31 protein-coding genes are annotated in these 24,575 nt (G+C 39.0%); 6 read left to right on the forward strand and 25 right to left on the reverse strand.

The window, feature by feature from the left end; genetic code table 11:
- Positions 1 to 4: 4 nt before the first annotated feature.
- The 22 genes from QFX38_02460 to QFX38_02565 form a co-directional block, all read right to left on the reverse strand.
- Positions 5 to 625 carry a V-type proton ATPase subunit E gene (locus QFX38_02460; GenBank protein ID MDI9623732.1) on the reverse strand — a complete coding sequence of 207 codons (621 nt, stop codon included), beginning with the start codon at positions 623 to 625 and terminating at the stop codon, positions 5 to 7.
- Positions 626 to 629: 4 nt separating this feature from the next.
- Positions 630 to 1,118: a V-type ATP synthase subunit K gene (locus tag QFX38_02465; GenBank protein ID MDI9623733.1), complete on the reverse strand. Its 489-nt coding sequence runs from the start codon at positions 1,116 to 1,118 to the stop codon at positions 630 to 632.
- Between the two features lie 5 nt (positions 1,119 to 1,123).
- Positions 1,124 to 3,115, reverse strand: a complete 1,992-nt coding sequence (locus QFX38_02470) for a V-type ATP synthase subunit I (protein MDI9623734.1) — start codon at positions 3,113 to 3,115, stop codon at positions 1,124 to 1,126.
- 11 nt (positions 3,116 to 3,126) lie between these two features.
- The gene (gene ahaH / locus QFX38_02475) at positions 3,127 to 3,441 is read right to left on the reverse strand and encodes an ATP synthase archaeal subunit H (GenBank protein ID MDI9623735.1); all 315 of its coding nucleotides are present in this window, start codon (positions 3,439 to 3,441) and stop codon (positions 3,127 to 3,129) included.
- A 115-nt stretch (positions 3,442 to 3,556) separates the two neighbouring features.
- On the reverse strand, positions 3,557 to 4,366 hold the full coding sequence (locus tag QFX38_02480; GenBank protein ID MDI9623736.1) for a citryl-CoA lyase: 810 nt from the start codon (positions 4,364 to 4,366) through the stop codon (positions 3,557 to 3,559).
- Positions 4,367 to 4,376: 10 nt separating this feature from the next.
- Positions 4,377 to 5,219, reverse strand: coding sequence for a fumarate hydratase (locus QFX38_02485; protein MDI9623737.1), 843 nt, complete (start codon positions 5,217 to 5,219; stop codon positions 4,377 to 4,379).
- Positions 5,216 to 6,121, reverse strand: a complete 906-nt coding sequence (locus QFX38_02490) for a peptidase (GenBank protein ID MDI9623738.1) — start codon at positions 6,119 to 6,121, stop codon at positions 5,216 to 5,218. The genes QFX38_02485 and QFX38_02490 overlap by 4 nt, the downstream gene beginning before the upstream one ends.
- Complete coding sequence (locus QFX38_02495) at positions 6,118 to 7,443, reverse strand: MmgE/PrpD family protein (GenBank protein MDI9623739.1); 1,326 nt, start codon at positions 7,441 to 7,443, stop codon at positions 6,118 to 6,120. Before QFX38_02495 ends, QFX38_02490 begins: the two co-directional genes overlap by 4 nt.
- Positions 7,444 to 7,736: 293 nt before the next feature.
- The gene (locus tag QFX38_02500; protein MDI9623740.1) at positions 7,737 to 8,081 is read right to left on the reverse strand and encodes an MTH938/NDUFAF3 family protein; all 345 of its coding nucleotides are present in this window, start codon (positions 8,079 to 8,081) and stop codon (positions 7,737 to 7,739) included.
- Between the two features lie 5 nt (positions 8,082 to 8,086).
- The gene (locus QFX38_02505; GenBank protein MDI9623741.1) at positions 8,087 to 8,380 is read right to left on the reverse strand and encodes a TIGR04076 family protein; all 294 of its coding nucleotides are present in this window, start codon (positions 8,378 to 8,380) and stop codon (positions 8,087 to 8,089) included.
- 145 nt (positions 8,381 to 8,525) lie between these two features.
- Complete coding sequence (locus QFX38_02510; protein MDI9623742.1) at positions 8,526 to 8,912, reverse strand: potassium channel family protein; 387 nt, start codon at positions 8,910 to 8,912, stop codon at positions 8,526 to 8,528.
- A 369-nt stretch (positions 8,913 to 9,281) separates the two neighbouring features.
- Positions 9,282 to 10,292, reverse strand: a complete 1,011-nt coding sequence (locus tag QFX38_02515; protein ID MDI9623743.1) for a DUF1284 domain-containing protein — start codon at positions 10,290 to 10,292, stop codon at positions 9,282 to 9,284.
- The gene (locus tag QFX38_02520) at positions 10,279 to 10,911 is read right to left on the reverse strand and encodes a biotin transporter BioY (protein ID MDI9623744.1); all 633 of its coding nucleotides are present in this window, start codon (positions 10,909 to 10,911) and stop codon (positions 10,279 to 10,281) included. Before QFX38_02520 ends, QFX38_02515 begins: the two co-directional genes overlap by 14 nt.
- 132 nt (positions 10,912 to 11,043) lie before the next feature.
- On the reverse strand, positions 11,044 to 11,385 hold the full coding sequence (locus QFX38_02525) for a metalloregulator ArsR/SmtB family transcription factor (protein MDI9623745.1): 342 nt from the start codon (positions 11,383 to 11,385) through the stop codon (positions 11,044 to 11,046).
- 9 nt (positions 11,386 to 11,394) lie between these two features.
- Entirely contained in the window at positions 11,395 to 11,835 is a 441-nt protein-coding gene (locus tag QFX38_02530) for a universal stress protein (protein MDI9623746.1), read from the reverse strand.
- A gap of 134 nt (positions 11,836 to 11,969) precedes the next feature.
- A complete protein-coding gene (locus QFX38_02535; GenBank protein ID MDI9623747.1) occupies positions 11,970 to 12,170 on the reverse strand; it encodes a hypothetical protein in 201 nt (66 codons plus the stop codon).
- A 14-nt stretch (positions 12,171 to 12,184) separates the two neighbouring features.
- Entirely contained in the window at positions 12,185 to 12,415 is a 231-nt protein-coding gene (locus tag QFX38_02540; protein MDI9623748.1) for an MTH895/ArsE family thioredoxin-like protein, read from the reverse strand.
- 12 nt (positions 12,416 to 12,427) lie between these two features.
- A complete protein-coding gene (locus QFX38_02545) occupies positions 12,428 to 13,402 on the reverse strand; it encodes a permease (protein MDI9623749.1) in 975 nt (324 codons plus the stop codon).
- A gap of 112 nt (positions 13,403 to 13,514) precedes the next feature.
- Positions 13,515 to 14,405, reverse strand: coding sequence for a tyrosine-type recombinase/integrase (locus QFX38_02550; GenBank protein ID MDI9623750.1), 891 nt, complete (start codon positions 14,403 to 14,405; stop codon positions 13,515 to 13,517).
- A gap of 45 nt (positions 14,406 to 14,450) precedes the next feature.
- On the reverse strand, positions 14,451 to 15,944 hold the full coding sequence (locus QFX38_02555) for an ATP-binding protein (protein ID MDI9623751.1): 1,494 nt from the start codon (positions 15,942 to 15,944) through the stop codon (positions 14,451 to 14,453).
- 22 nt (positions 15,945 to 15,966) lie between these two features.
- Positions 15,967 to 17,109 (reverse strand): DNA primase DnaG, encoded by a 1,143-nt coding sequence (gene dnaG / locus QFX38_02560; protein MDI9623752.1) that lies wholly within the window; start codon positions 17,107 to 17,109, stop codon positions 15,967 to 15,969.
- Between the two features lie 28 nt (positions 17,110 to 17,137).
- Positions 17,138 to 17,584 (reverse strand): hypothetical protein, encoded by a 447-nt coding sequence (locus QFX38_02565; GenBank protein ID MDI9623753.1) that lies wholly within the window; start codon positions 17,582 to 17,584, stop codon positions 17,138 to 17,140.
- Positions 17,585 to 17,730: 146 nt separating this feature from the next.
- Here QFX38_02565 and QFX38_02570 point away from each other — a divergent pair, with 146 nt between their 5' ends.
- The 5 genes from QFX38_02570 (at position 17,731) to QFX38_02590 (ending at position 21,074) form a co-directional block, all read left to right on the forward strand.
- Positions 17,731 to 18,021 carry a DUF211 domain-containing protein gene (locus QFX38_02570; GenBank protein MDI9623754.1) on the forward strand — a complete coding sequence of 97 codons (291 nt, stop codon included), beginning with the start codon at positions 17,731 to 17,733 and terminating at the stop codon, positions 18,019 to 18,021.
- Positions 18,022 to 18,025: 4 nt separating this feature from the next.
- Positions 18,026 to 18,679, forward strand: a complete 654-nt coding sequence (locus QFX38_02575; protein MDI9623755.1) for an RraA family protein — start codon at positions 18,026 to 18,028, stop codon at positions 18,677 to 18,679.
- Positions 18,680 to 18,700: 21 nt separating this feature from the next.
- Positions 18,701 to 19,789, forward strand: coding sequence for a UPF0104 family protein (locus QFX38_02580; GenBank protein ID MDI9623756.1), 1,089 nt, complete (start codon positions 18,701 to 18,703; stop codon positions 19,787 to 19,789).
- Positions 19,790 to 19,869: 80 nt separating this feature from the next.
- Positions 19,870 to 20,139, forward strand: coding sequence for a Gar1/Naf1 family protein (locus QFX38_02585; protein ID MDI9623757.1), 270 nt, complete (start codon positions 19,870 to 19,872; stop codon positions 20,137 to 20,139).
- A gap of 2 nt (positions 20,140 to 20,141) precedes the next feature.
- Entirely contained in the window at positions 20,142 to 21,074 is a 933-nt protein-coding gene (locus QFX38_02590; protein MDI9623758.1) for a transcription initiation factor IIB, read from the forward strand.
- A 6-nt stretch (positions 21,075 to 21,080) separates the two neighbouring features.
- Here the strand turns inward: QFX38_02590 and QFX38_02595 are convergent, their stop codons facing one another.
- A complete protein-coding gene (locus QFX38_02595) occupies positions 21,081 to 22,835 on the reverse strand; it encodes a glycosyltransferase family protein (GenBank protein MDI9623759.1) in 1,755 nt (584 codons plus the stop codon).
- A 5-nt stretch (positions 22,836 to 22,840) separates the two neighbouring features.
- The gene (locus QFX38_02600; GenBank protein ID MDI9623760.1) at positions 22,841 to 23,797 is read right to left on the reverse strand and encodes a hypothetical protein; all 957 of its coding nucleotides are present in this window, start codon (positions 23,795 to 23,797) and stop codon (positions 22,841 to 22,843) included.
- A gap of 117 nt (positions 23,798 to 23,914) precedes the next feature.
- On the opposite strand from QFX38_02600, the gene QFX38_02605 reads away from it, so the two are divergent.
- On the forward strand, positions 23,915 to 24,394 hold the full coding sequence (locus QFX38_02605; GenBank protein ID MDI9623761.1) for a DUF308 domain-containing protein: 480 nt from the start codon (positions 23,915 to 23,917) through the stop codon (positions 24,392 to 24,394).
- Here the strand turns inward: QFX38_02605 and QFX38_02610 are convergent.
- Positions 24,383 to 24,571 (reverse strand): DUF2116 family Zn-ribbon domain-containing protein, encoded by a 189-nt coding sequence (locus tag QFX38_02610; GenBank protein MDI9623762.1) that lies wholly within the window; start codon positions 24,569 to 24,571, stop codon positions 24,383 to 24,385. The two genes, QFX38_02605 and QFX38_02610, sit on opposite strands and share 12 nt — an antisense overlap.
- Between the last annotated feature and the right edge of the window lie 4 nt (positions 24,572 to 24,575).

A 24,575-nucleotide genomic window follows, 5' to 3' on the forward strand; every position in this document is an offset into this window, starting at 1 on the left:
TTTTTTAATCAAAGAGGATTTTTGCCACCTCTGAACGCAGAAACTTTTCGAACCTTGAAAGTCTCGCTTCAATTGTATTATTGACCTCTATTCTCCCATCTTTGGTCTTTACTATGGCTCCTCCAATGGTCTGTATGGCTTCGCCAAGTTCAAGGCTAGTATCTTTGCCAGTGGCTGATTTAACATCCTCTGCAATGGAATCCAAGTCCCTTATCTTTTCTTTATCATCCTCCTTGACGTGGACTATCAGTTCTCCTCCCCCAATTTCGGTGGCGGCTTCTTTTATAATATTCTTTAATGATTGGATGTATCTTTCATCTTTACTAGATGTGATTTTTTGTAATTCTTCTTCAGCCCTCTTGAATGCTTCTGTAATTACTTCTTCCCTCGCCTCTAATTCTGCCCTTCGGGCCTTCATTTTAGCCTCTGATATTAGCTGGTGGTATTGCATCCGGGCTTGTTTCCTAGCATTTTCTAGTATCTTTTCCTTTTCGATGGCTGCTCTTTTTTCACCATCTTCTATTATAGATTCTGCTTTCTTTTCGGCTTCACTGATTATTTTGTTAGCATTTTCTTGGGCCTCGGAGATTATGCTGGAGACAATTTTGTCCACTCCAGGGTCCATCTATTTAGCCTCCTCCCATAACGCCACCAACGAGCAAGAGTATTGCTATGAGGAATCCGTAGATAGCCTGTGTTTCTGGCAGGGCTGTGAATATAATGCCCCTCGCGAACATCTCGGGGTTTTCTGTGACTGCACCTACGCTGCCTGCTGCTACGTTTCCCTGGGCTATAGCTGATCCGAAACCTGCAACTCCTATGGCTAAACCTGCGCTTAGGGCTATGATACCTCCTGTTGTACCAAGTGCTTTACCGCCGCCTAGGATTCCTGAGAATACTATAACTAATATTCCTATGAGGAATCCGTAGATAGCCTGTGTTTCTGGCAGGGCTGTGAATATAATGCCCCTCGCGAACATTTCAGGTTTTTCTGCAACTGCACCTACACTTGCAGCTGCTACGTTTCCCTGGGCTATAGCTGATCCGAAACCTGCGAATGCTATAGCTATTCCAGCTCCTACAGCTGCCAAGGCTGTTCCTAATGTAATTTCAACCATTCTTTTCACCTCTCTATTTTGGTAAGTTTTCTTTCAGCACTAAATGGTGTGAATTTTCTTTTTCCTCCCATGAAGAATTGGGAGAAGAACTCCACATAATGTAGACGGAGTGAGTGGATGAACGCTCCTAGACTCTGGAATGTGTCATTGGCAATATGGCCAAATACGAATATTATGGGCGCTATGGCCACTCCAATTACTGGTATGAGGTTAGCACATATTTCTGTGACAATGTTAACTGTCATAGCCATGCCCCCTGTGGATAAACAGAGGGCTAAAAGTCTTGAATATGATAGTATGGTTCCTAGGAATCCTGAAGCGTCGATGAGTCCGAAGAGTCCATTGTAATAGACCAATAGTATGATTCCTAGTATGGCTGTGCTACCCCCAACTATTAGTAATGGGAATATGTTGAATAGCCAGCCTAGGGCAAGTAGGAGTATGCCTGCTTCGAGTATGAGCCATACTATCTGTGATCCCATGGCCTCGCGCATGTTACCCATTTTTATATTGTTTCTTGCACCAACTATAAGTCCGAAGTTTATATGTAGCACGCCCGTAACTAGAGCCATTAAGAGGACGTTTTGCGGTTCTTTAAACGCGTCTATTAATGGTATTACTGTTGGGAGGTTTATGTGGAAGAATCGTGGGAAGAAGTCGCCTAGGAATCCGTTTGTAACCATTCCTAGGATGAATGCCCATAGGCCGCATGCCATGAATATTATGCCAAAGCTTCTCATAAACTTGTTAACTTTGCCAGGGCCACGGTATAATATGAATCCGACTAGGGCATCTATTATCCCATAAAATGCGTCTGTAAGACAGAAACCAAAGAAGAATGGGAGTACTATTGCCATGAATATTGTGGGGTCATATTCGTTATATTTTGGGGGTGAGTACATTTTTATGAATGTTTCGAAGGGTTTTGCGAATCTTGGGTTTTCAAGAAGTATTGGCACTTCATCGTCAGGGTTTGGTTTTTCACGTTCAATAACGCAGTGGTCTTCACTGGACTCTTTAATTATCTTTTCGGCTTTCTCACAATCTTTGAGGGGAACCCATGCTTCTAGCATTACGGTGTTTTCTGTTTCGCCGAAGGCTGCGTATATTTCGTTTCTTTCTTTTTCGATTGTAAGTTGTTCTTTGAGTATGAGGAGTTCTTCTTCCCATTCATTTTTTATTTTTTCCACTTCTTCAATTGTGGTTTTTCTTTCTTCTTGGATTTCTTTGAGTCTTTCTCTGGATTTTTGGATCACTTCTGAGGGTTTGCCTTTGAGACCTGCTATTTCAAATCTTTCGAAATCCATTCGCCTTAGTAGGGCTGCTATAACGTCTTCATGTTCTTTTAAAGTTATTAGGAATATTTTTCTTTCGGTTGGGGGTTCTGTTTCCACGTCAAAGATCGCAAATTCGTCTGTTATCTCTTTTATCTTCTCAGGCGCCCTTTTGAACTTTTCGATAGGCATTTTCCCTACTAGGGCTGTTATGTACTTAGATTCTTCTATATCGGTAAAATCAATATCAAAGTCGATTAGTTTCTCCCAGAGACTAATAGTAGATTCTAAATCTCCTTTTTCCGCGTCTAATTGGTTTAACTTACTTTCTAAGGATTTTATCCTCGTTTCGACCTTTGATAATTCCTCTTCTGCTTTCTTTATTAATGTTTCTGAATCTAATTCTTCTACTTTCTTCTTTTTTGGGATTGGTGGATTAAGAAATTCTTTTATAACCTCTTTCATCTTCTTTTTCTTGGTTATTAATGTGTTCATGAAATCTATTATGCCAGTTGTTCTCATTAGGAGAGATGCTATCCTAGTAGTTTGAGGTGTGGGTTTTGAAGGTTTTAATAGTTGGGCCCATTGTGGGTCTTCTTGTATACGCTCTGATATGTTGTCTATTTGTGTTATTCCTTCTTCGTGCAAGGATCGGATCACAGGGTCGGTATATTTTTCGAAGGTTATAATTTTAAGTTTGCGCATCCTTGCTGGTAGAAACATTTTACTCAACTCTAAATTATTGTTTTTAAAATAAGTTCTGCTGCTTCATCAATTTTATCCATGGCCTTGGATTTTAAGATCTCTGTTTTTCTTTTAGCTTCACTTGAAATTTCTGTCGCTTCTTCTCTAGCTCTTGCCCTTGATTCATATATCATGGCCTCTGCTTCGTCTTCAGCCTCTCTTTTGGCATTTTCTATGATCTCCAGAGCTTTAACCCTAGCGTCTTCAATCATCTGGGATGATTTATCCTTTGACTCTTGTATTAGCCTGTTAGCATCATTTTCAGCCTTTTTTATCACCATGATAGCTTCTGCGATTGTTGCCATTTAAACCACCCTTTGTATAGTGAAAGGTCTATTTTATGAGTATATTTATCTTTTACTATTTCCTTCCTCTTCAATAACAATTTCATAAATTTTATGAGTAATCACTAAAGGAATTTCATCCTTTCATTATCCTATCTGGTTTTCTTCCATGATATTCTATGTCCCCAAGGTTCAAGGTTTTTCTGAAAGGTTTCTCTTCCGCCCTTTCCTCATCTATATGGGCTATTAACCCTGGTAATCTCCCTATCATGAATATGCCTGTCCCAATTTCCCAATGGAATCCCAAATCTGACAATATTGCCGCGTTAGCACCATCAATATTCATATTAATATTCTTCAACCGATTTAAAAGCTTTTCTATTTCCAATGCTAACTGTACATGTTTCCCTATGCATTTATATTCTTTCGCTAACTCCAATATCCTAGCAGCCCTGGGATCTCTGCTATGGTACCTATGGCCAAAACCAGGTATCTTCTCATCCTTTTCTAAATAATCATAGACGATTTCCCTTGCAAGTTGAGAAACTTCACCATCATCTTTTATAGTTTCTTGGAGGAGTTTCATACATTCTTGGATAGCCCCGGCATGTTCCTTCCCAAAGGCTAAAAGTCCAGCTGCTGCAGATGCATGTAAAGGAGAACCTGTGGATGCTGCTAGACGAGCAATCTGCGTGCTAGGGGGGGTAACACCATGATCACAGAAAGATACGAGTATGGCGTCAAGCATCTTGGATTCATCCTTGGAAGGTAAATTACCCCTCAATAATAAGAAGACAATATCAGCAAATGAAACATTACCAATCAAATCTTCCTGGAAATATCCGCGCGTAACTATGAAATTCTCTTCAATCCAACTAATACTGGTCTTCCAGCGAGAGACATTAATATCAAATATTTTTTCAAGCGATTTTTTCTCTATTGCCATTGGTAACACCTCATAATGTTATGGTCGCCCTTCTTGGCTCTGCACAGCAAGAGAGCCTCATAGAAACTATCCTAACTCCACTGGCTCTTTGGGGTCCGATTTTAACAAAAGATCCCAAGGCTGTTACGGATCCTCCGAGTCCTAGACTACCCACACCAGTTCTATTAAGAGCTTCTGTTAAATATTCTTCGATTTTTGATTGTTTGTCAAGGTTCCCATTGGCCATAGCCTTAAGCATGAGAGAAGTGGCCTCAAAATGAGTTCTTCCAATGCCAATAGTTGGGATGCAAGGGGTGCATCCTAACATTGGAGTCTCTGTTTTCATCCATGTTAGAACTTCTTCAAATAGTTTTCTGTTATCATGACGATGGAAAACTCTATATGTACGGGCGCGTATTTCAGGCCCTCCACCTAACATTAGAATATGGATTTTTATGGTGTCCTCGTTTATTGTGTCTATTATAAAAGATGGAGGTATTACCATTGAAGGATCTTCATATAGGCCTTTGCTCTGCTCTATACGTTGAATTTCATCTCCTTTCGCTGCCATGGGCCTTCCGGGCAATTCTTTTAATCCTTCTTTTATCCCTTTTTTGATTTGGACTAAGAGTTCATTGGGTGGTGTGATTTTTTCTCCTATTTCGAGGATAACATGTGGGATTCCGGTGTCGTCACAGAGTGGTCTTTTTTCTTTTCTTGCTATTTTTTCATTTTCTAGGATTAGTTTGAGCACCCAAGCTGCATTTTCATCTTCTTCTATTCTAAGGGCTCTTTTGTATGCTCTTCTGATGTCACTTGTATAACTTGTACTGGCTTTTATGAGGGCTTTCTTCACTCTTGTGACAAGGTTCATTTAATCACCGGTATTGCGAGGTCTGCACTGCCCTTTGGGGAGGCTTGTGCCTCTGGGTAATATTTTTCTATCATTGATTGTACGAGTTTTACTTGTCTTATTCTTTCTTTTGCTTCTGTTTTTGTGGTGTCCCACCCATGTTTTTTCGCGATTGAGCCTCCTGTTTTGAGGTAGACTGGGGCGGCATAACGTATCATATCTGGCACTTCATAGTGTCTTATAAAACCACCGGAGGATTCTGGATTCTCTGTATGTAAATCTATCGGTATTTTTATGGTGTTTCTGATGGAAGCTAGCATGGGTATTTGGAGGTCTCTCACGGGGTTGAATGAGTCTGCTCCAATCTTTTCTAATAGTAGGGCGGATGCTGGGTTGCCATGTCCGCAATGTGCCGAAACTTTAAAGTGAAGATCCGTGGGGAGGTGGCCTGATTTTCTCATTTTGTTGAGCACCCATAGCATCCCTTCGTCATATACTACTATGCCTTTTACTCCTAGGCTGGTGGCTCTCTTAACATCTTCTAGGGCGTATAATAGGTTTTCGTAGCCCCGAAGACGATATCCTATCCTCGAACCTTCCTTTGTTTTCGCGGTTGCACTTGTATCATAGGTTGCCCTGGGTCCTACGCTTAAGAATAGTTCTAGTTTGGCATCTGCTGCGATTTCGACCATTTCTTGGATTTCTTGGTCTGTGAGTAACATTATACCCTTTGTTTGGGTTACTCTGTGGATTGTTATGTCATATTCTTCAAGGGCGTTTATGAGGGCTCTGAGGGCTGAAGGATTTTGTATTCCTGGGACTTCGAAGCGGTATTGTGAACCGTCGTTAAATGTTTTTTCTGATTCCTTGAGGGGGTAACCGCTCTTTATGCCGAGATTTTCTAGGAATTTTCTATTATTCATGACGGTTTCCTCCTTAGGCCTAAGTTGTTCATTAAGTCGTTTATGGTGGTTGATTCCATTTCATCTATGATCTTTAATTTTTTGGTTTCGTATCTACTGTTAAGGATTTTAAACTTTTTCAGGATATCTTCTCTTGTAAAAGGGTGTTCTGGCTCTCCTTGGGCTAATATACTTGAAGATTCTAAATTCTTATTTTTCAATTTTAAAATGACCTTTGAGGGTCTTTTTTCCGGATAAAGAGAGTCCATTTTCCTGTCCGTTTCTATTTTGATTTTCTGGGCGAGTTTTCGGGCGTTTTTGGATCTTTTCATGTTCTCTAATCGCAGATCCCCGTTTAATAGGAATAGTGCAAGTGAGAATGGTAAACTCTGTCTTATAGATTCTATGTTCTCTGGTTTGTAATTGTCATGTTCTGCTGCTATCTTATATGTTTTGACGATTATTTCATCCACAATATCTTCATCGAGGGATTTTATTTTTAGAGAATGGAGTATCTTTGCAGCTGAATCTATGGTGGAATGGAGATGCCTGCAAATAGGATATTTCTTCATATAAACTTGTTGGATATGGAACTTGCCCAGTTCCAATTTAGTATCATGTTTTGGGCTCATGGCGTTCAGGAGGCCCTCATCACCTTCTATTATGGTATCTGCTCCAGTGAATCCTTCGCATGCGAGCAGGGCGGAAATTATGCCAGATTGGGCCGCTCTACCTGCATGTAAATGTTTTCCCATGCTACCTTTATGATCAGATTCAAGAAGCCCTGCAGCTTGAGTACCTGCCAATCCTATACAATTCAATGTTTGCTTTTTATCTAAATTGAGGATCTTTGCACTAGCTGCGGCTGCTCCGATTGTTCCACATGTACCTGTGGAATGGAATCCTCTGTTACGATGATATGGGTTTATCATGACCCCTAGAGCTATACATATCTCATAGCCGATTATAATAGCTGTGAGAAATTTGTCCCCTGTGGCGTTTTTTTCTTCTGCTAATGCGAGTGCTGCTGGTATAACAGATGCTCCGGGGTGTAGATGGGCTGCCCTGTGGCCATCGTCCAAGTCGAGGCTATGAGCAAATATGCCATTAATTAGGCTAGCGTTTAATGGGTCCCCACAACCATGACCTATAATAGTCGCTTTACCATGGGATATAAAGGGTTCTAGGGCTTTCAATGCTAAAAGTCCGCTTTTTTCTTTTGATCCTCTTAATGAAACTCCGAGAAAGTCTAGAAAACATAATCTGGCCTTTTCTATAACTTCTAGGGGTATGTCATCATATTCTATCGATACTATAAAATCAGCGATTTCCCTTGTTATCATTAAAAGGATGATATTCCAACCAGACCCATATAAATATTATATAATATCCAAAGACGGGCTTTTCTGATTTATTCTTTTTCCAGGAGGAGACATTTTTTTGAAGGGTAGGGAAAAACTTATTTACAGTCCTCTAATTATCCTTTTGTGAGGGGATCCCATGGGGGGCAGATTATGATCTGAATAATATCTGGCAATTTATGAACTGTAAGGAGATGGGAGTTGCTAGGCAGTGGATGAGGTTGAGAAAGTGAAGTGAACCTTGGAAGTCTTTTGCTGTCATTTGAGTCGAGTGGTTAACATGTCACATGTACTATGGCAGCTACTTTTTTTCCTTCTTCTCTTAACTGGTTATATTTTTCTACAGCTTTACATGTTGGCAATACTCTGACATCAATTTCTATGCTAATTTCACCCAATTCTAGGGCACCATGGACTCCTGACCCGACAATTATAACCTCTGGTTTTTCATCGAGTAAAGGTTCAATTTCTTCTTGGGCTAGGATATGTGAAGTGCCATATTTTTTCCTTGAAATTTCCTTTTTTCTTGGTGTTACACTCCCATCTACATGCACTATGATGTCATGATTGTATTCTTTTTCATCATAATTTACCATGCCAAATTTACAATCCTGGAACATTTTAATCACTTTTTCCTTCTACATTTGAATATTACGGTGCCACCGTTTGTATAGGGCTTTCCAGGGTCTACACATTGCATATATGCATTTTCAGGGTCATCTTCTCTGGTAAGTCCAAGTTCAACTGGGCACCAATCCCTTTCAAGTATAGTGGTATAATGTAGTATGGTGGATAGTGCATGGGTGCAAAGTGCATCTGTCTCATCTAGGAGTATTTGGGGATCATCTACAACAATCTTATCACCTTCTTTATAAACTGGACATTCCCCTTTTATTTTATGAACTATTATCTCTAACACCTAACCCCCCCGGTCTCCATGGAATCCTAGTATATTCACAGACTAAAATTTATTTCTTTTTTAGCATTTTTATAATTTCACTGTTATATTCTTCAATCCTTTCAAGTCTTTTTTTGAAATTCTCCGATCTTTTCCTCAAACTTCTTTAACTGTATCTTCTCTCTTCTATGATCTTATCTTGCTCTTCTCTAAATTTTTCGATGAGTGTGGAGGTTGCTGATACTGTTATAAGACTTGTAGCTACAATTGCACTTAACATTATCATGGCACCTATAAGGCGGTCGAGAACAGTTACTGGTATGATGTCACCGTATCCAACTGTTGTAAGGGTTTGGAGTACATACCATAGGGAATCTTCATATGTATTAACACCTGGGTTAATAGGAAATTCTTCTATAAAAAATAGGATTGTGAATACTAATATGAACAGCCTCAGACCATAAGCTAATCGGCTCTTTTTAACAAATTCATTAACAGAAGCGGCGAGCTCTTTTACGGCGAAAAATAATCCGAAAACCTTTAATAGATTCAATAACTTTAGGATAAAAGAAGTGGGTTCAAAGCCTAGAATATATACGCCAATAAAATGGTATGGGGACAATGAAGGCGTTCCAATTGATGATTTTATGTTTCAAACGGGACAGGTAATCGATTGCTAATACTATGCTTGTCACAAGGTCAAATATGATTATATTAGAGAATGTCACATGTTTCAATGGCAAGAATATGCTTATTAGGATGAGGAATCCATCAAGGATTATTAGGACGAGTATTATTACTGTGGGAGCAAGCTAAGCTTTTCTTGGATTTTATCCATCACATACAACTCCCAAGAAGAAAAATCCCAATATGGGGGGTAATACAGAATTAATGTATGTCTTATTCCCCCCATATGAAACATCTATGCTTTTTTGAGAACTTCATCAGGTTTTAAAATGCTAATGCCAGTGTTTTCCCCAACTACCTCTATTTGCACTATCCACTCTGGATTGTTCTCATCCCTTTTAAGGGTTAGTCTATCAATTAAAAGCTCTGAAAGATCCTCGATTATCTCTTGCGGGGTTTTTATGTACCTTCTGCCCCTGAGGTCGCATATGACTTTGAATGAATCTCCAGGTTTGGTTTTTTCCTTTGCAAGTGCAAGTGCCTTCTCTAGGATGCTATCTTTTCTTGTTCTGACCACGAGTTCAATGGGCACTACCTTTGATATTACTGTCGTAGGCGAATTTTCAAGAATCTTCACAGCCTCTTTTGGATCCATTGCAAGATCGATTAAAATTACATTAGGAAACTCACAATCTTTAATGTTAAGTGGAGATTCATAATCTTGAAGTGCAAGTTCGAGCTCTTCCATCCCTATAAGCTCCTCACCCCCAATTCCGCCTTTCTGGCCACATACAGTTACAAGAAGGTTAAAATATTCTGGAATTTTCATTACTTCACCCCCTACAAGTAAAAGGATGAAATTCACCCTTTTATCTTTTTCACAAAAATTATTGGTGCATACTAGGTATAATCCTTTTTTTCGGGTGTAAAATTTGCATTTGTTAACCCATTGGCAATTAGCACAAATTTCTTCTAAGGTTTTGAAGTCTATCTTTTTGATTAGCGAACGCAGTTCATGGTAGTCTCTGGTTTCGTTAACATCAAGGTTTAAGTGTTTGAGTAGTCTCTCATCTTTGGCTTTTAGGTTCTCATCCCCTTCACATTTATCTTTATTTGGGCACATCCTACAGATTTCATCAACCTCATTTACTACTGTAACTTGGATGCTGGGATCTTCTTTTAGGATTTTTATGATACCCCTAAGGTTTTCTGTGAATATTCTATTGTATCCATACCCTTGGAAGCCCTCTATACATAGAAGGTGGTGTGCCCTGATCTGAAATCCAGGGCAACTATTTGACGTCAACCTCTTCACCATAGGCTTCCTTGGGGGTTATGGCCTTTGTAAGTGCGGATGCACCTGTTATCTTGATAAAGTCTCCTATGATGAATGGTAAAAGGCCCATAACGAGGAGATCCCATAGGGATGGGATGTACCCCTTTGTTGTGTAAACCCAGAAACCCAAGACAAGGAGTCCAGGCACATAAATGAGTACGAAGTTTGCAAAAAGCATCAGACCAAACATGGGCATGAAATTCCTCGAACTTACATATTTATCGACGAAGTGGCCCAGGAAGAGTGCTGCTATTATGAAGCCTATTAAGTATCCTCCAGTGGCTCCTAGGATGATAGTATAACCACCTTTCATGCCAGCGAACCATGGTATCCCAGCCACGCCAAGTATTACATAGATTAGTTGACTGAACCCACCCCAATATCTCCCTAGGAGTATCCCTGAAATTAAAACTGCGAATGTTTGGGCAGTTACAGGTACTGGTGTCCATGGTAGTGGGATTACGATCTGGGCCATTAAGCCAGTTAAACAAGCCATGAAGAATGCCATAATAGATTTGTTAACGAAAGATTGGTTGCTTCTCCATTTGAATAACATGTAACGTTTCTTGTAATAGCTTTCCAGGTTCACATTAAATCCTCCATTGGGGCTGGTTGATCAACTATCTGTTTTATGATCAGCTTTTTATAAAAATTTTACCATAGGCTTCAATAATTTTGGTATTATAGAATATGAAAAAATTCTTATGAATATTTTGGGGGGCTATTTTAAGTAGGTTAGTAATTTTTTTATGAGGTTTAGTATTTTCTCATCTGCTAATCTATAATGTATCCATACGCCCTCTTTTCTCCATTTAAGGATCCCAGCATTCTTAAGTATGTTCAGATGATGAGATATTGTTGGTTGCGGCCTTTCAAAGGCTTCTATTATTTCACATACACAACGTTCTCCATATTGGAGGAGATATAATATTTTAAGTCTTGTGGGATCAGCTAGAGCTTTTATAATGGAAGCTTCTTTTTCGAGTTTTTCATCATCTGGAATTTTTGACAGAACCTTTTTAAGTTCCTTAACTTGTTCATCTGTTGGTCTTTTATGTTTCATGGGATTTCTTTATTTTTTTGATCGGACAACAAGTACTGGGACTCGAGCATTTCTCACAATCTTTTCTGACACGCTCCCCAATACGATTCTTTCTAGAGCGTGTTTACCTGAAAATCCGACAACGATAAGGTCAACGTCCTCGTCTTCGGCTACTTGAAGGATTGCATCCGCAGCCTTTCCTTCAACATTCTTCAAAGTGAACTTTATAGGGGACCCTTTTTCTTCTATCATGTCGTTGACGTCTTGTAGGGCTTTTTCCGATTCTTCCTTGAAAAGTTGGATCACTTTACGTGTTAAGTCTTCAACTGGAAGCTTTTCGAGGGAATATGTTTCAGTTACTGCTAGGACAATTAGATCAGCATTATTCTGTTCGGCAATTTTAATGGCATGCTCTGCCGCGATCTTGGAACATTTGGATCCATCTGTGGCCAATAATATTTTCTTGTACAAATTTTATATCTCCTTATATAATTTTTTTGAGGGGGTTAGTTATACTCATATTATTTAGGGGTCAAAACTTGGAATATTATAAGCCTTTCTAGTTCTCATCGGAGCTTAATAGCATTATTCAATTGAAAGCATTTTCATATTCTGCCTTTTAATTTCTTTTGACAATCGTAGCAGTATTCTGTGTCCCTGTTAGTCCTGAAAACTTTCCCGCACCCTTTACATATTACTTTTTTTAGGGTTGAGGCTTTCTTTTCGAGTATTCCTGTCATGCATGCGCATCCACCAGTTGTCATGGCTTTGATTTTGGCTTCGAAACCTTTTTCTTCTTTTGCCATTGGGGCCTCACCACCTATGATAATAGGTTCTTTATCTCCTCTTTGGACGCTACTCTGCCCATAATCTTTATTTTACCATCTATTGCAAGTGCAGGCAGGGCTGTTATACCAGATTCTAATATTGCATCCATATCCTCTATTTTTTCGATTTTTGCATCTATTCCAAGATCATTTATGGCCTCTTTAACATTTTTCTCGAGCATTTCACAATTTGCGCATCCTACACCATATATTCTTAGTTTCATACAATTTTCACCTCATCCTATGATGAAATTGAATACATAACCTGTTATTATTATGGAAATTGCGAGTATGCCTATAAATAGGCCGAGGAGTTTTGGTTTCATAACCTTCCTTAGTATTATCATCTCCGGAAGGGAGAGTGCTGTTATTGACATCATAAGTGCTAGTGCTGTTCCTGTGGCCATACCTTTCTCTATTAAGGCTGATATTAAAGGTATGGTGCCTGCGGCATTTGAATATAATGGTACTCCTATCAAGACAGCTATTGGGACTGCTAAGATGCTTTTTTGGCCGGCATATTGTATTAGGAAGTCTTGTGGCACGTATCCATGGATCCATCCGCCTATGGCGATAGCTATGATAATATAAGGTATTACTCTTTTTAGAATGTCTTTTGTTTCATTTTTTGCTATTATGTATCTCTCTTTTAATTTAGGATTTGGTGTTTCAACTCCTGGATTTCCAAGTTTCTTCATCTTCTCAAGTGTCTCGTAAACGTAATCTTCGAGTTGAGTTTCTAGTTTTAATTTTCCTATGATTATTCCACTTATTATGGCTATGATGAGACCAGATATTATGTATATTGTTGTTATTTCCCATCCAACTAAACCTAGTAGGAGTATTACCGCCACTTCGTTTATCATGGGTGAGGATATGAGGAACGAAAATGTTGCACCAAGGGGTACTCCTGCTTCGACGAATCCTATGAATAATGGTACCGCTGAACATGAACAGAATGGTGTGATTATACCTACAAGGGCCGCTGTTATATTCCCAGTGTATTCATGTCTTTTTTCCAAGGTTTTCCTAACTTTATGTGGGGGTATATAAGTTCTGATAAATGATATGGTGAATATTAAAATTGTGAGGAGTATGCATATTTTTATGGTGTCGTATATGAAGAAGTTTACTGCACTGCCAAGGTGTGATGTTGGTGTAAGTCCCAGGAGCTTATAGGTTATGTAATCAGCGAGTTCTTGTAATACCATAAAGCACCTCCACTAATATATTTAAATTTATTAATATATTGTCATATATAAACTTTGCTCTTCTAAAAAAACCCATGGATTAATAAAAGGAATAACAAAGTGTATAGTTTTTTTATAATAGTTTGGCCTTGTCATAAAGGTTTTTGAGTGTTCCCATATCTACACTCGTATATATTTGTGTTGTTGAAAGGTTTGCGTGTCCGAGGAGTTGTTGTATGGCTCTTATGTCAACCCCGTTTTTTAGTAGATGTGTTGCGAATGAATGTCTTAGGATGTGTGGTGTCACCTTTTTCTTTATCCCTGCTTTTTTTGCATAATTTTTTATTGTTATCTGGATATAGCGTGCTGTTAGCGGTTTTCCGAATCGATTTAGGAATAAGTATTCGCTTTTTTGGGTTCTTTCGCTGAGGTACTCTTCGATTAGTTTTTTTGTTTTTTGGTCGAATAGCACTATGCGGTCTTTGTTGCCTTTACCCTTTATGCGTATGGTCCTATCTTTTAGGTCGATATCATTTACTTTCAGGGATACGAGTTCTGAAACTCTTAATCCTGAAGAATAAAGCAGGGATAATATAACTTTGTCTCTTGTTCTCGTGAATTTTCGCTGTTTGTTATCAACATCTACTGCTTCTATTAATCTTTTCACTTCATCTTCATTTAATGATTTGGGGAGTGATTTCGCCCTTTTTGGGGTTTTAACATCCTTTAGGTGGTCCATTTTGTGGAATTCGAAGAATTTTTTAACAACGATAGTTACAAGGTATATGTAATTTTGAGATACATTTTTCTCCCTTTTCAAGTATCTTATATATTTCTTAAATGATCTTAGAATGTTTTTATCTGAATCTTCTTCAATTAAGAACCTGTGGAAATTGTCTAAAATGGATTTATAAGTTTTTATGGTGTTTGGGGAATAATTTCTAATTTCTAGGTCGATTAGATAATCTTCTATCATTTCAGGGAAGTCTTTGAGGATATTTTGTGGGCCACTTGTAGTTTTCATATTCAAGTTCCCCTTTGATCGTCTGTGCGGATCCGGTTTGGAAAATTACATGTAGCTTCGGTCTATGTTTTCATGGTGTCCTTGGAATTTGTGTATGTGTTGGGAACTTGTGAGATCCTTTTGGAGCGCGTTTTCATAGCTTTTGTATTTTCTTATTATTTGTTCTTCTACTGGGATGGCCTTTTTTATGGCGGCTTCTACATGTTTGCTTGTTATGTATTCGCTTCCTTCCATTACTGCAAGGTCGCCTGCCATTCTCACCACCCCACCAAGGTCTCTGAGTCTGAGTGTTAATGAATCTTCCATGTCGTCAATAACCCTTGCACGTTTCCTCGCCTCTTCTATTATGAGTTCGATCGCGTCTACTTTTGCTGGAGGGATTTTACCATCTATTTCTATTTCTTGTGCTACGAATTGTGCTAGTTTCGCCCTGTTTTCTGGAGTATCTGGCATTGTCGTGTTCATGAGTATCTCATAGCCCTCACCTTGTATCCTTGATCTGAGGGGTGGTAATATATATTGTAGGTCTGTGATGTTGCATGCTCCTATAAATATGAAATCGCATGGGACATTTTCAACTCTAACGGAGCTCCCGGCACTTTGGGGGTTTCTTCCGATGATTGGGAATGTTTTGTCTTGCATTGCAGTTAGTATGTATCTTTGTAGGCTTGCGATGTGGACTATTTCATCTATGAATAGGACTCCTTCGTGTGCTTCGTGGATGGCGCCTGGCACCACTCTCTCATAGGGTTGTGATCCAAGGTCTGGGTGCCCCCCATAAGGGTCGTGTCTAACATCCCCTAGGAGTTCTGTTTCGCTGGCTCCTGTTGCTTGGATGAACGTTTTCCGCTCTAATGGGACTATTACATTTCTTGGCTTTTCTTCTACCATTTGCCTTCTCTTTTCTAATGCTCTTTGGTCGAGTACTTTTATTTCATCTCCGCCTACTCTTTCGTAGATGACTACTTCCTCTACGCCATTTATTATCCTTGTTGTTGTAACTCTCTTTTGGGGGACTTTGAGATTGTTTGAATTCATCTCGAACATTCCCAGTAGATCCCCAAGGTGTTTTCGTCTGGCGTTGATGTGGGCGAATTTTTCCCCTCCACATTTAGGGCATATGCTAGTATATGCGCTGCTGTATTCTCCACAGTGGATGCACTTGAATCCTAGCCTCTCAGCCACGGCATCTGGAGCGCTTTGAGGGTCTATTAACTCCCCCTCGGCCATTTCCATTTCTAAAAGTTCTTTTTCTATCTCTTTTCGGGTTCTGACTTCTACGAATGGTCTTTCGGGTTGTTCTGGGTTGTGTACGACTATTATCTCTTCAGATGGTTTGGGGAGATGACAAGAGATTGCTTGTGCAAGGAGTGATTTACCTATGCCCGGGGGGCCGACGAGTAATAGGTTTCTTTTCTGTTTCGCGGCAATTTTAATCATTGGCATTATATTGTCGTGGCCTATGACTCTTTCTAGAGGATCTTCTGGTATTTTTATATCATCTGTACTTTCAATATCATCTAGGGTTTCCTTTCGCATGTCAACATACATTTTAAATCCTTCAATTATTTGTTATTATTTTGATGTTTTGGGGTTTTTTCACGACTTCGCCACTTCTTATTGCTACTAGATATTTTATTCCCTTTTCGTATGATATGTCAACTAGACGTTGCGTTACCACGCCATCGAATACTATTGCATATGGGTGGTTGTTGACATTTTTTAATTCGTCATAAAGGTTTTCGACTCTAACTTCTTTTAGGATGTTGAGGGCATCATCTAGGATTTCCGCGTTGCCTGAGCCTTCTAGTTCGTTGAGTATATTTTTTAATAGTACCATTTTGTCTTCTGTTTTTTTGCTTTTCGCTGGCATGCCTAGTTCGTGGTAGATTTGTTCTACTGGGACTTTGTTTCTGAGGGCGACCATTATCTCGTCTTTTCCAAGTTCTTCTACTTCTTTTCCCTTGGGGGCTCTTGTAACATAGTCGATGTCTGCTACTTGTAGGAGTTCTTTTAGGATGAGTTCTCCGCCCCTGTCACCATCTACGAAGGCTGTTGCTGTTTTTTTGCGGGTGAGTTCTGCGACGGTTTTGGGTATGTTCACGCCTTCGACTGCGATTGCATTTTTTATGCCATGTTTTAGGAGGTTTAGGACGTCTGATCTTCCTTCCACGACTAGGATTGCGTCTGATGTGGCTACGTTGGGGCCTGCTGGCAGTTTTTCCTCACCGTATTCTGTTATTTCATGGACTCTCATGGCCTCTTTCACTTCTTCTATCATCTTGATACTTTCTGGTGCCACTTCTTCCATCATGCTGGCATATATTTCCTTTGCACGTTCAACTACTTTTTTTCTTTTCACTGCTCTGACGTCTTCGACCTTTGTAACTTGTATGTAGGCTTCGCATGGTCCTACTCTGTTTATTGTTTCTAGTGATGCTGCTAGTATGGCTGTTTCGACTCTGTCTAGGCTTGATGGTATTACTATTTCTCCTTTTGATTTACCGCCTCTTGATGTTATGTTGACTTTAATTCTTCCTATTCTTCCTGTTTTTTGCAGTTCTCTAAGGTCTAGGTCGTTGCTTAGTAATCCTTCTGTTTGTCCGAATATCGCACCTACTACATCTGGTTTTTCAACAATCCCGTTAGCGTTAATTTGAGCGTGAATAAGATATTTAGTTGTGCTTATTTCCTCTTTTCCCATAATAATCCCCCTATGAGTTTATTAGTGGTTAGAAGATGGAGGTTTGGAAAGGGTATGGGGAGATCTCCATCTCTAGTCTTTGTATGTATTTGGGAAGACTTTGTATGTCTTTTATGTATTTTCTTGTCATCCCCATTATCCTTTTGCGAATCTGTAAATTCGGGTAACAGCCTAGGCTCTCTAATTCTCTCCGGAGTCTCTTCGCCAGTTGGTTACCCTTCCTATCAAAATCCGTGAGAATTATCACCATTGATGATGATCTGGCAACTGAATCAGCAATTTCGGATAAATTTGATGATGACCCTGAAACTTTTACGAATTTTCCATGGATTCCAAGTTCTTGAAGAGCTTCTTCATCTCTTTTCCCTTCTATCAGAATTGGTATCCCTTGTTCACTGCAATATCGAAGTTCCTCTAGTTCTTCGTTCAAGCGCTGTAATCTTCCCAGTGTCATGTTAAAACCTTTAATAACCATTAGTATCTATATTATATAACATACTAATATATAAATCTAAAGAATAGGCCAGCGCCAATCCCATAGTTGGACTATAAACTTTAAATATCCCTTCAGTTAATAGAGAAAATTAGGGAAAAGATAATAAATTTTTGGAGGAAAATAAGGTGGCGAAGGGGCTTATTAGGATCGTTTTGGACATACTAAAACCCCATGATCCTATAATCCCATATTACGCGATATACTTAAGCGAGCTTAAAGGTGTTGAGGGTGTTAACATAACCCTCATGGAAATTGACAAGGAGACAGAGAACATTAAAGTAACTATACAAGGGAACGACTTAGATTTTGAGGAGATAACAGAGGCCATTGAAAAGTATGGTGGATCAATACACAGTGTAGATGAGGTAGTGGCCGGTAAAATCATGGTGGAAGAGGTTACAACACCACAGGATTGATCCTATGAAGATAGAGGGTAAGATATCACCTAAGAAACTTCTTGAAAATTTTACTGGTGAAAAGGCTCCCCTTTTTAGATTTTCAACACCTCAAATTTCTGATGCTCTTCATGAGATCTCTGGTTATAATGGTGCTATACATTCCTTGAGGCCATTGAATAATAGGAAAATCTTTGGACCTATAGTAACGGCGAAGACAAAAGATTATGATTGGGGGACGTCAGTTAAGGCCATTGACCATGCAAGTAAATCAGAGGTTATATTTATAATGGCTGAGGGAGATGATAATGCAGTGTGGGGTGAATTAACATCTAAAACTGCTGAGAAAAAGAAGATTGCTGGTACGATCATATATGGGGCTTGTAGGGATCTTGATGCTATCAGTAAATTGGATTTTCCTGTTTTTTCAAAGAAGGTTGTCCCAAATGCTGGGAAACCTCTAGCCTTGGGTGAGGTGAATATTGAATTGGAATGTGAAGGTGTGAAGGTCAGGCCTGGTGATTATGTTTTTGGTGATGATTCTGGTATAGTGATAGTCCCCCAAGAACTCCTAGATATTGTGATGGAAAGGGCTTTAAGGATAAAGGATAAGGAATCTGATATAAGAAGGCGAATAGAGGATGGAGTTCCACTTTCAAAGATCCTTGGTTTGAAATAGCCCTCATGGGAAGTTTAGAGGATGGAAGAGGGTCAAAGCATTTTTGATTACATAAGAGAGCATAAAAAGACGATTATATTATCATTTTTGGTTGTTGCGATTTTAATATTCATTCTAGGTTTATTTGCCGGTTTTGAGGGGATACTTTTTGCCTTGGAGGGGACTGATCCGTATTTTTTGGTTTTGAATTTTGTGTTTGAGGGCATGATACTTGTTTTGTGGACTTTTCGTTGGCGGTTGATACTTAACCTTGTGGATGAGTCTCCTAAATTTTCTTCTTTATTTCTCATGTTACTTGCAAGCATTTTTGGAAATAATATAACACCAGGGGCTGCTGGGGGTGAACCTTTGAGGGCTTATCTTCTCTTTGAACTTAGAGGAACGCCTTTTGAGGTAGGTTTCGCGTCCTCAACTGCGGATAGAGTGTTTGAATTCATGCCATTTGCTATAATATCTTTACTTTCAGCTATTCTTATCATGACATGGGAAGTTTCTATTTGGACTCGTTTCATAGTGAGTTTCCTTATAATATTTACCATAGTAGTTTTTTCAGTGGCGATTTATGCTGGAGCTAGGCGGGATGTAGCCCAGAGGATAGTTTTGGGTATAATGAAGTCTGTTTTACCCTTCATTAGGAATATAACTCATAGAAGGTTTGAATTTGGAAATTTGAGGGATAGGATAATTTTTTACGTTAACAGGTTTAGTAGTGGATTTTCAATGGCGTTAACTGACAGGAAGGTGTTAGTAATAGGTTTTTTAATTTCCTTGATTATGTGGTTTTTCGATTTAACCCGTATTTATATCTGTTTTCGGACTATTGGTGTGGAGCCTCCAATAGCTCCATTGATTATAATTTACACTGTGGGGATTCTAATATCGCTTTTACCATTACTTCCAGGTTCCCTTGGGTTGAGAGAGGGTATAATCGTCGCCCTTTTTACAGTTACTGGGATATCAGCGGATCATGTGATGGCAGCAAGTGTTATTGATAGGTTGGCCAGTTACATAACCCCAACTTTCTTCGGTTTTCTCGCCGCGATATATTATGGGAGAATTATCATAAGAAATCATCAAAAGAATCTGAAAGAGAAGATATACAAACTTTGAGGGGCTCCCTTTAAAAAGTTACCGAAAAGTTTATATATAACCACCTTGAAGATATAATATATAAAATTTTCGGTTATATTATGAGAGTGCTTGGGAAGATTTCACACATTTCTAACCGAGGTAATATCATAGCACGTTCGAAGAGCACACCACCCTTTAGAGCCAAGGTCTTCACATCAGAGGGACAATTAATTGGTAAAGTCCAGGATATCTTCGGCCCGACAAAAATGCCATATATTTTAATAAAACCAATTCGTGCAATAAATTCGAAAAAATTTGAGAAACGAGTTGGAGAAACCTTATTTATAGAGAGAGAATGGGGGCGAAAAAAACGAAAAAGGAAAAAATGAAAATGAAAAGGGAGATTTCAGAGATTGAAAAGGAAACAAGATGCCCAGAATGCGGATCCGAGGACCTTAGAGGAGACTATGAAAGAGCCGAGATAGTATGCGGAAAATGTGGACTTGTCATAGATGATAACCTCCTAGATATGGGCCCAGAATGGAGAGCATTCGACCATGAACAACGCGACAAACGCACAAGGGTAGGAGCACCTCTAACCTATACAATACACGATAAGGGCCTATCAACAATGATAGATTGGAGAAACAAGGACATTTATGGTAGAGACATACCAGCAAGGAACAGGGCTCAATGGTACAGGTTAAGAAAATGGCAGAGAAAAATCAGGATTTCTGGCGCTACAGAGAGAAACTTAGCATATGCTCTGAGCGAATTAGATCGTGATTCCTCAAATCTTGGACTCCCAAGGAGCGTGAGGGAAGCTGCATCAATGATATATAGGAAGGCGGTTGAAAACAAACTTATAAGGGGCAGAAGTATCGAAGGAGTTGTTGCAGCATCACTTTATGCCGCATGTAGAAGATGCAACGTTCCAAGGACACTCGACGAGATCGCGGAGATCTCAAGGGTAAGTAAAAAAGAAGTCGGCCGCACTTACAGGTTCCTAACACGTGAATTAAACATTAAATTGCCTCCAACATCACCTGTAGATTATGTGCCAAGATTCGCAACAGAATTAGGATTATCAGGGGAAGTCCAATCAAAGGCCATCGAAATAATCGAAAAGGCCATGGAAAAGGGTCTGACATCTGGTAGAGGCCCAACTGGGGTTGCTGCAGCGGCACTTTACATAGCATCAGTACTCCTTGGTGAAAGGAAAACCCAGAGGGATGTTGCAGAAGTTGCAGGTGTAACAGAGGTAACAATAAGAAACAGGTATAAAGAATTGACAGAACAGTTAGATATGGGTGTAACATTGTAAAAAATCTTATGAGAGTTTTTCAATAGTCCTTTTAAGTTCTTCTATGAGGGCCATGTTATCTCCGCCTTCATATTTTTCTAAATTTTTTCTATATATTGGTAGTTTTTTTAGGAATGTTTCAATTGATTTTTTATCTGCTTCCTCGTGGAATTCGCCATAGCCTAGTTTTTCAAGATAGAATGCGTTAAGAATTTGTTCAAATTGTCCTTTGACAGGGACGCTATAGACTGGTTTTTTAAGGTAGAGGGCTTCGCTTATAAGTGTGAATCCTCCATTGGTGATCACCGCAGCGGCTGATTCGAGGTCTTTGAAGAATTCATCCTCATTAAATTTTCTGAAATATAAATTATCATCGATTTTATCCTTGTCGAAACCATATATGATAAATTTCCTATTGATTTTTTTAAGAGTTTTTAGTAATCTGATATTGGTTTTGCTTGTCTGATAGACGAATATATGGTCTCCATAGTACGGTTTTAGATTCATTATCTTTTTTCTTAGGATTGGTGGGAACATAACGACTTTTTCAGGGTCTTTGATCTTGGGGAAGAAATAGCTCGTTATAATATAACGTTTTGGTCTTATTATAAATGATCTTATAACGGCTTCGGCTTTCAGCTTATCTTTTCTGTATTTTTTTGGGTATTCTATGTTACATTGGGTTATTACATGCATGTTGTCCACGCTTATGAGGGGTATCCTTAATATGTTGCTTATGAGACTTGCATAGAATTCAAAATCAGATACTACAACATCTGGTTTGAAATCCCGGGCCATTCTGTATAATAATCTTAGGTTTTCTTTAAGGTCCCTGGGGAATGTTTTCATGGCTTTTAGAAAAGTTTTAAGGTCTTTGACTTCATTATTTTCATATACTGTGTTGAAACCGTATATTTCATGGACATTTTCGAATCTTTCTTTGAGGTATTTGTATGCTCGGTCACTTGCGAATATTAAAACGTCATAGTCTTTGACAAGTTCTTCTAGTATTACGCCACTTCTGATGGCATGGCCCATACCCTCTCCACATACTGAGTATAGGATCCTTTTTCGTTTTTTTGTGGAATGTCCGAAGGTGTAATTTAATTCCGAAGCGCTTAACTTTTTACCTAAAAAATCGCAGATCGTGCTTTTGGTGTATTTGAATGCTAGGTTTTTTAATCCTTCTTTTTCAAGTCTTCTTATGGATACTAGTAGGCGGGGTTTTCTCAAGACTTTGAATTTGCTTATTCTTCCTATTCTTTCTATGTAATCTGTGTCCTCACCGAAGTCTAGTGATTCATCGAAACCTCCAACTTTATCGTGAAGTTTTTTACGTGTTAATATGCCACAGCAGCCGGCTCCATGGGGTTTTATAGATTCTGTGAGTATCATGAATCTATTCGCGAACTCGTGGAGTATTTTGTCCCTTTTTCTGGTTGATAGTGGTATCATTTGGGTTATGGCTATGCCAAGGTTTTCGCTTTCGAATTCTTTGATTGCGTCTTTAAGATAGCCTTCAGTTAGAACAACATCGGCATCGAGGAATAATAGGAGCTCCCCTTGGGCTATTTTAGCACCATTGTTCCTACCTTCCGCGGGTAAACCTCCTTCAACGATTTTACACCCGTACATTTCAGCTATTTCCCTGGTTTTGTCTGTTGAATTGGCATCGGCGACTATGATTTCATAATCCTTGAAGTCTTGATTTTTTATGCTTTCAAGAAGTCTTGGAAGGTATTCTTCTTCGTTATATGTGGGTATGATTATAGTGAGTTTCATCCACATCACCTGAAAAATGAGTAGAAGTTCCATGTGATGAAGAAACCTTGACACTCACCATCAATGGCGGTTATAAGCCTGTTTATTAGGTTAATTTCATTGTAGTCTGATGATAATTTTATTATCATCTTATTATCCACTTTTTCACTTGAAAGTACTTTAAAGCCTTCCAAGTTTATATTTTCCCTTGGTTGGAGTATAGTTACTTCATAGTATTCTGGTGTTGATAACATTAAACCTATTATTATCCTTAGGATTATAAGTGATGCTATGATTATAGAGGGGTTTATAAGGTTTCTTGGGGAAAATGGGACTTTCAAGGCCCTCATACCTAGCATCCCTGAAAGGCCTACCATTGCTGGTGTGGAGAAAAGACCACCATCTATTATACCTATTATAGTTGTGGTTATCGCGAATATCAGTATTATCCTATGGAAGTCTCGGCGGTCTCCCAATGAAAGAAGGCCGAAAATATAAATGAGAGGCAGATTTATAAGCAGCCAGGGGAGTAGAAATGGTGGGGTATATTTTGCGAGGGATGATGCAGTGTGTATGTGGGTGGGGGCTATTAGTTTTGTGAGGGGGCTTAGGGATGCCTTGGGGAGGTGACTGTGTGTTATACTCGTTGTAGCTGCGGGGTTAAAGGCTACGAATGTTGTGTACGGGTTTATGCCTATTTTAATTCTAATTAGGAATTCTGTTATAATTATTATGAGGTAAGTTAAAGTGGTTAATATTATTGTTATGAGCAGATAAAAATTTTTATTTTTTCCATGGTTAATATAAGGGCTTAAAATTAACATGCTCCCCATTAGGAGGAATAATATGATGTCTTTTCCCTCTGAGGACCCCATGAGGAATATGTGGGTAAAAGGGGTTATGATGGGATCTAAGATGTCACTTATAAGCAATATTATCCCTATTATCATGAATATTATGCCTGTGATTCTCAAACGGTTCATCTTAACACGCTCATATAACGTTATGAAGGACAATACTGCCTTTCATAGAATCTACGTGGTGGGGGGATAAAATTATATGAATCATTGGGGATATATAATGGTAAGTTGGTGGATTAGATGGTATCCAAGAAATGGGCAGGTTTAATATCCATTATCTTAGGTATTATTTTTGTAATATCCCCAGTGGGGGGTGTGAATGCTATTAGCATGTTTTCAGGTATAATTTTGGCTTTGATTGGGGTTTGGATGATTTTAAACGCGTTAAAGGAAAGATATTATAGGAGACTTTCTCTTTTATGGCTCATCTTCGCGGTCTTGTTAATCTTTGTGGGAGTCTTGTTAGCGTTCCAAATAATCCTAATAAGTGCCTTTGCAGGTTTCTGGTTATATGTTACAGGTTTGCTTTTCATCATAGCCGGTTTTATAGTTGTTTTATCTGCATGGGATGCGCATGTTACAAGGGCTCTTGGGTTTATGGGTATACTTGTCGGATTGATATATTTTGTTGTGGGCATCCTAGCCCTCGACCCAGTATTCCTAGGGGTGATCGTAGGTATAATCTTGATTATTTATGGTTTTATCATCCTATTTTCTTAATACTACGAACAGCCAGACTACGATGAATATTACTAGTACAATATAGAATATGAGTCTTGTCCTCATGATCCTTTGCTGGTTTTTTAAAAGAACCTCTGCACATTTTTTTGAACATGTTCTTTCATCTAATGGTATGGGGTTCCCACAAATTGGACAATGTTTATGCGGTTCTACCATTATT

Source organism: Methanothermobacter sp. (assembly GCA_030055615.1).
GTDB lineage: Archaea > Methanobacteriota > Methanobacteria > Methanobacteriales > DSM-23052 > Methanothermobacter_A.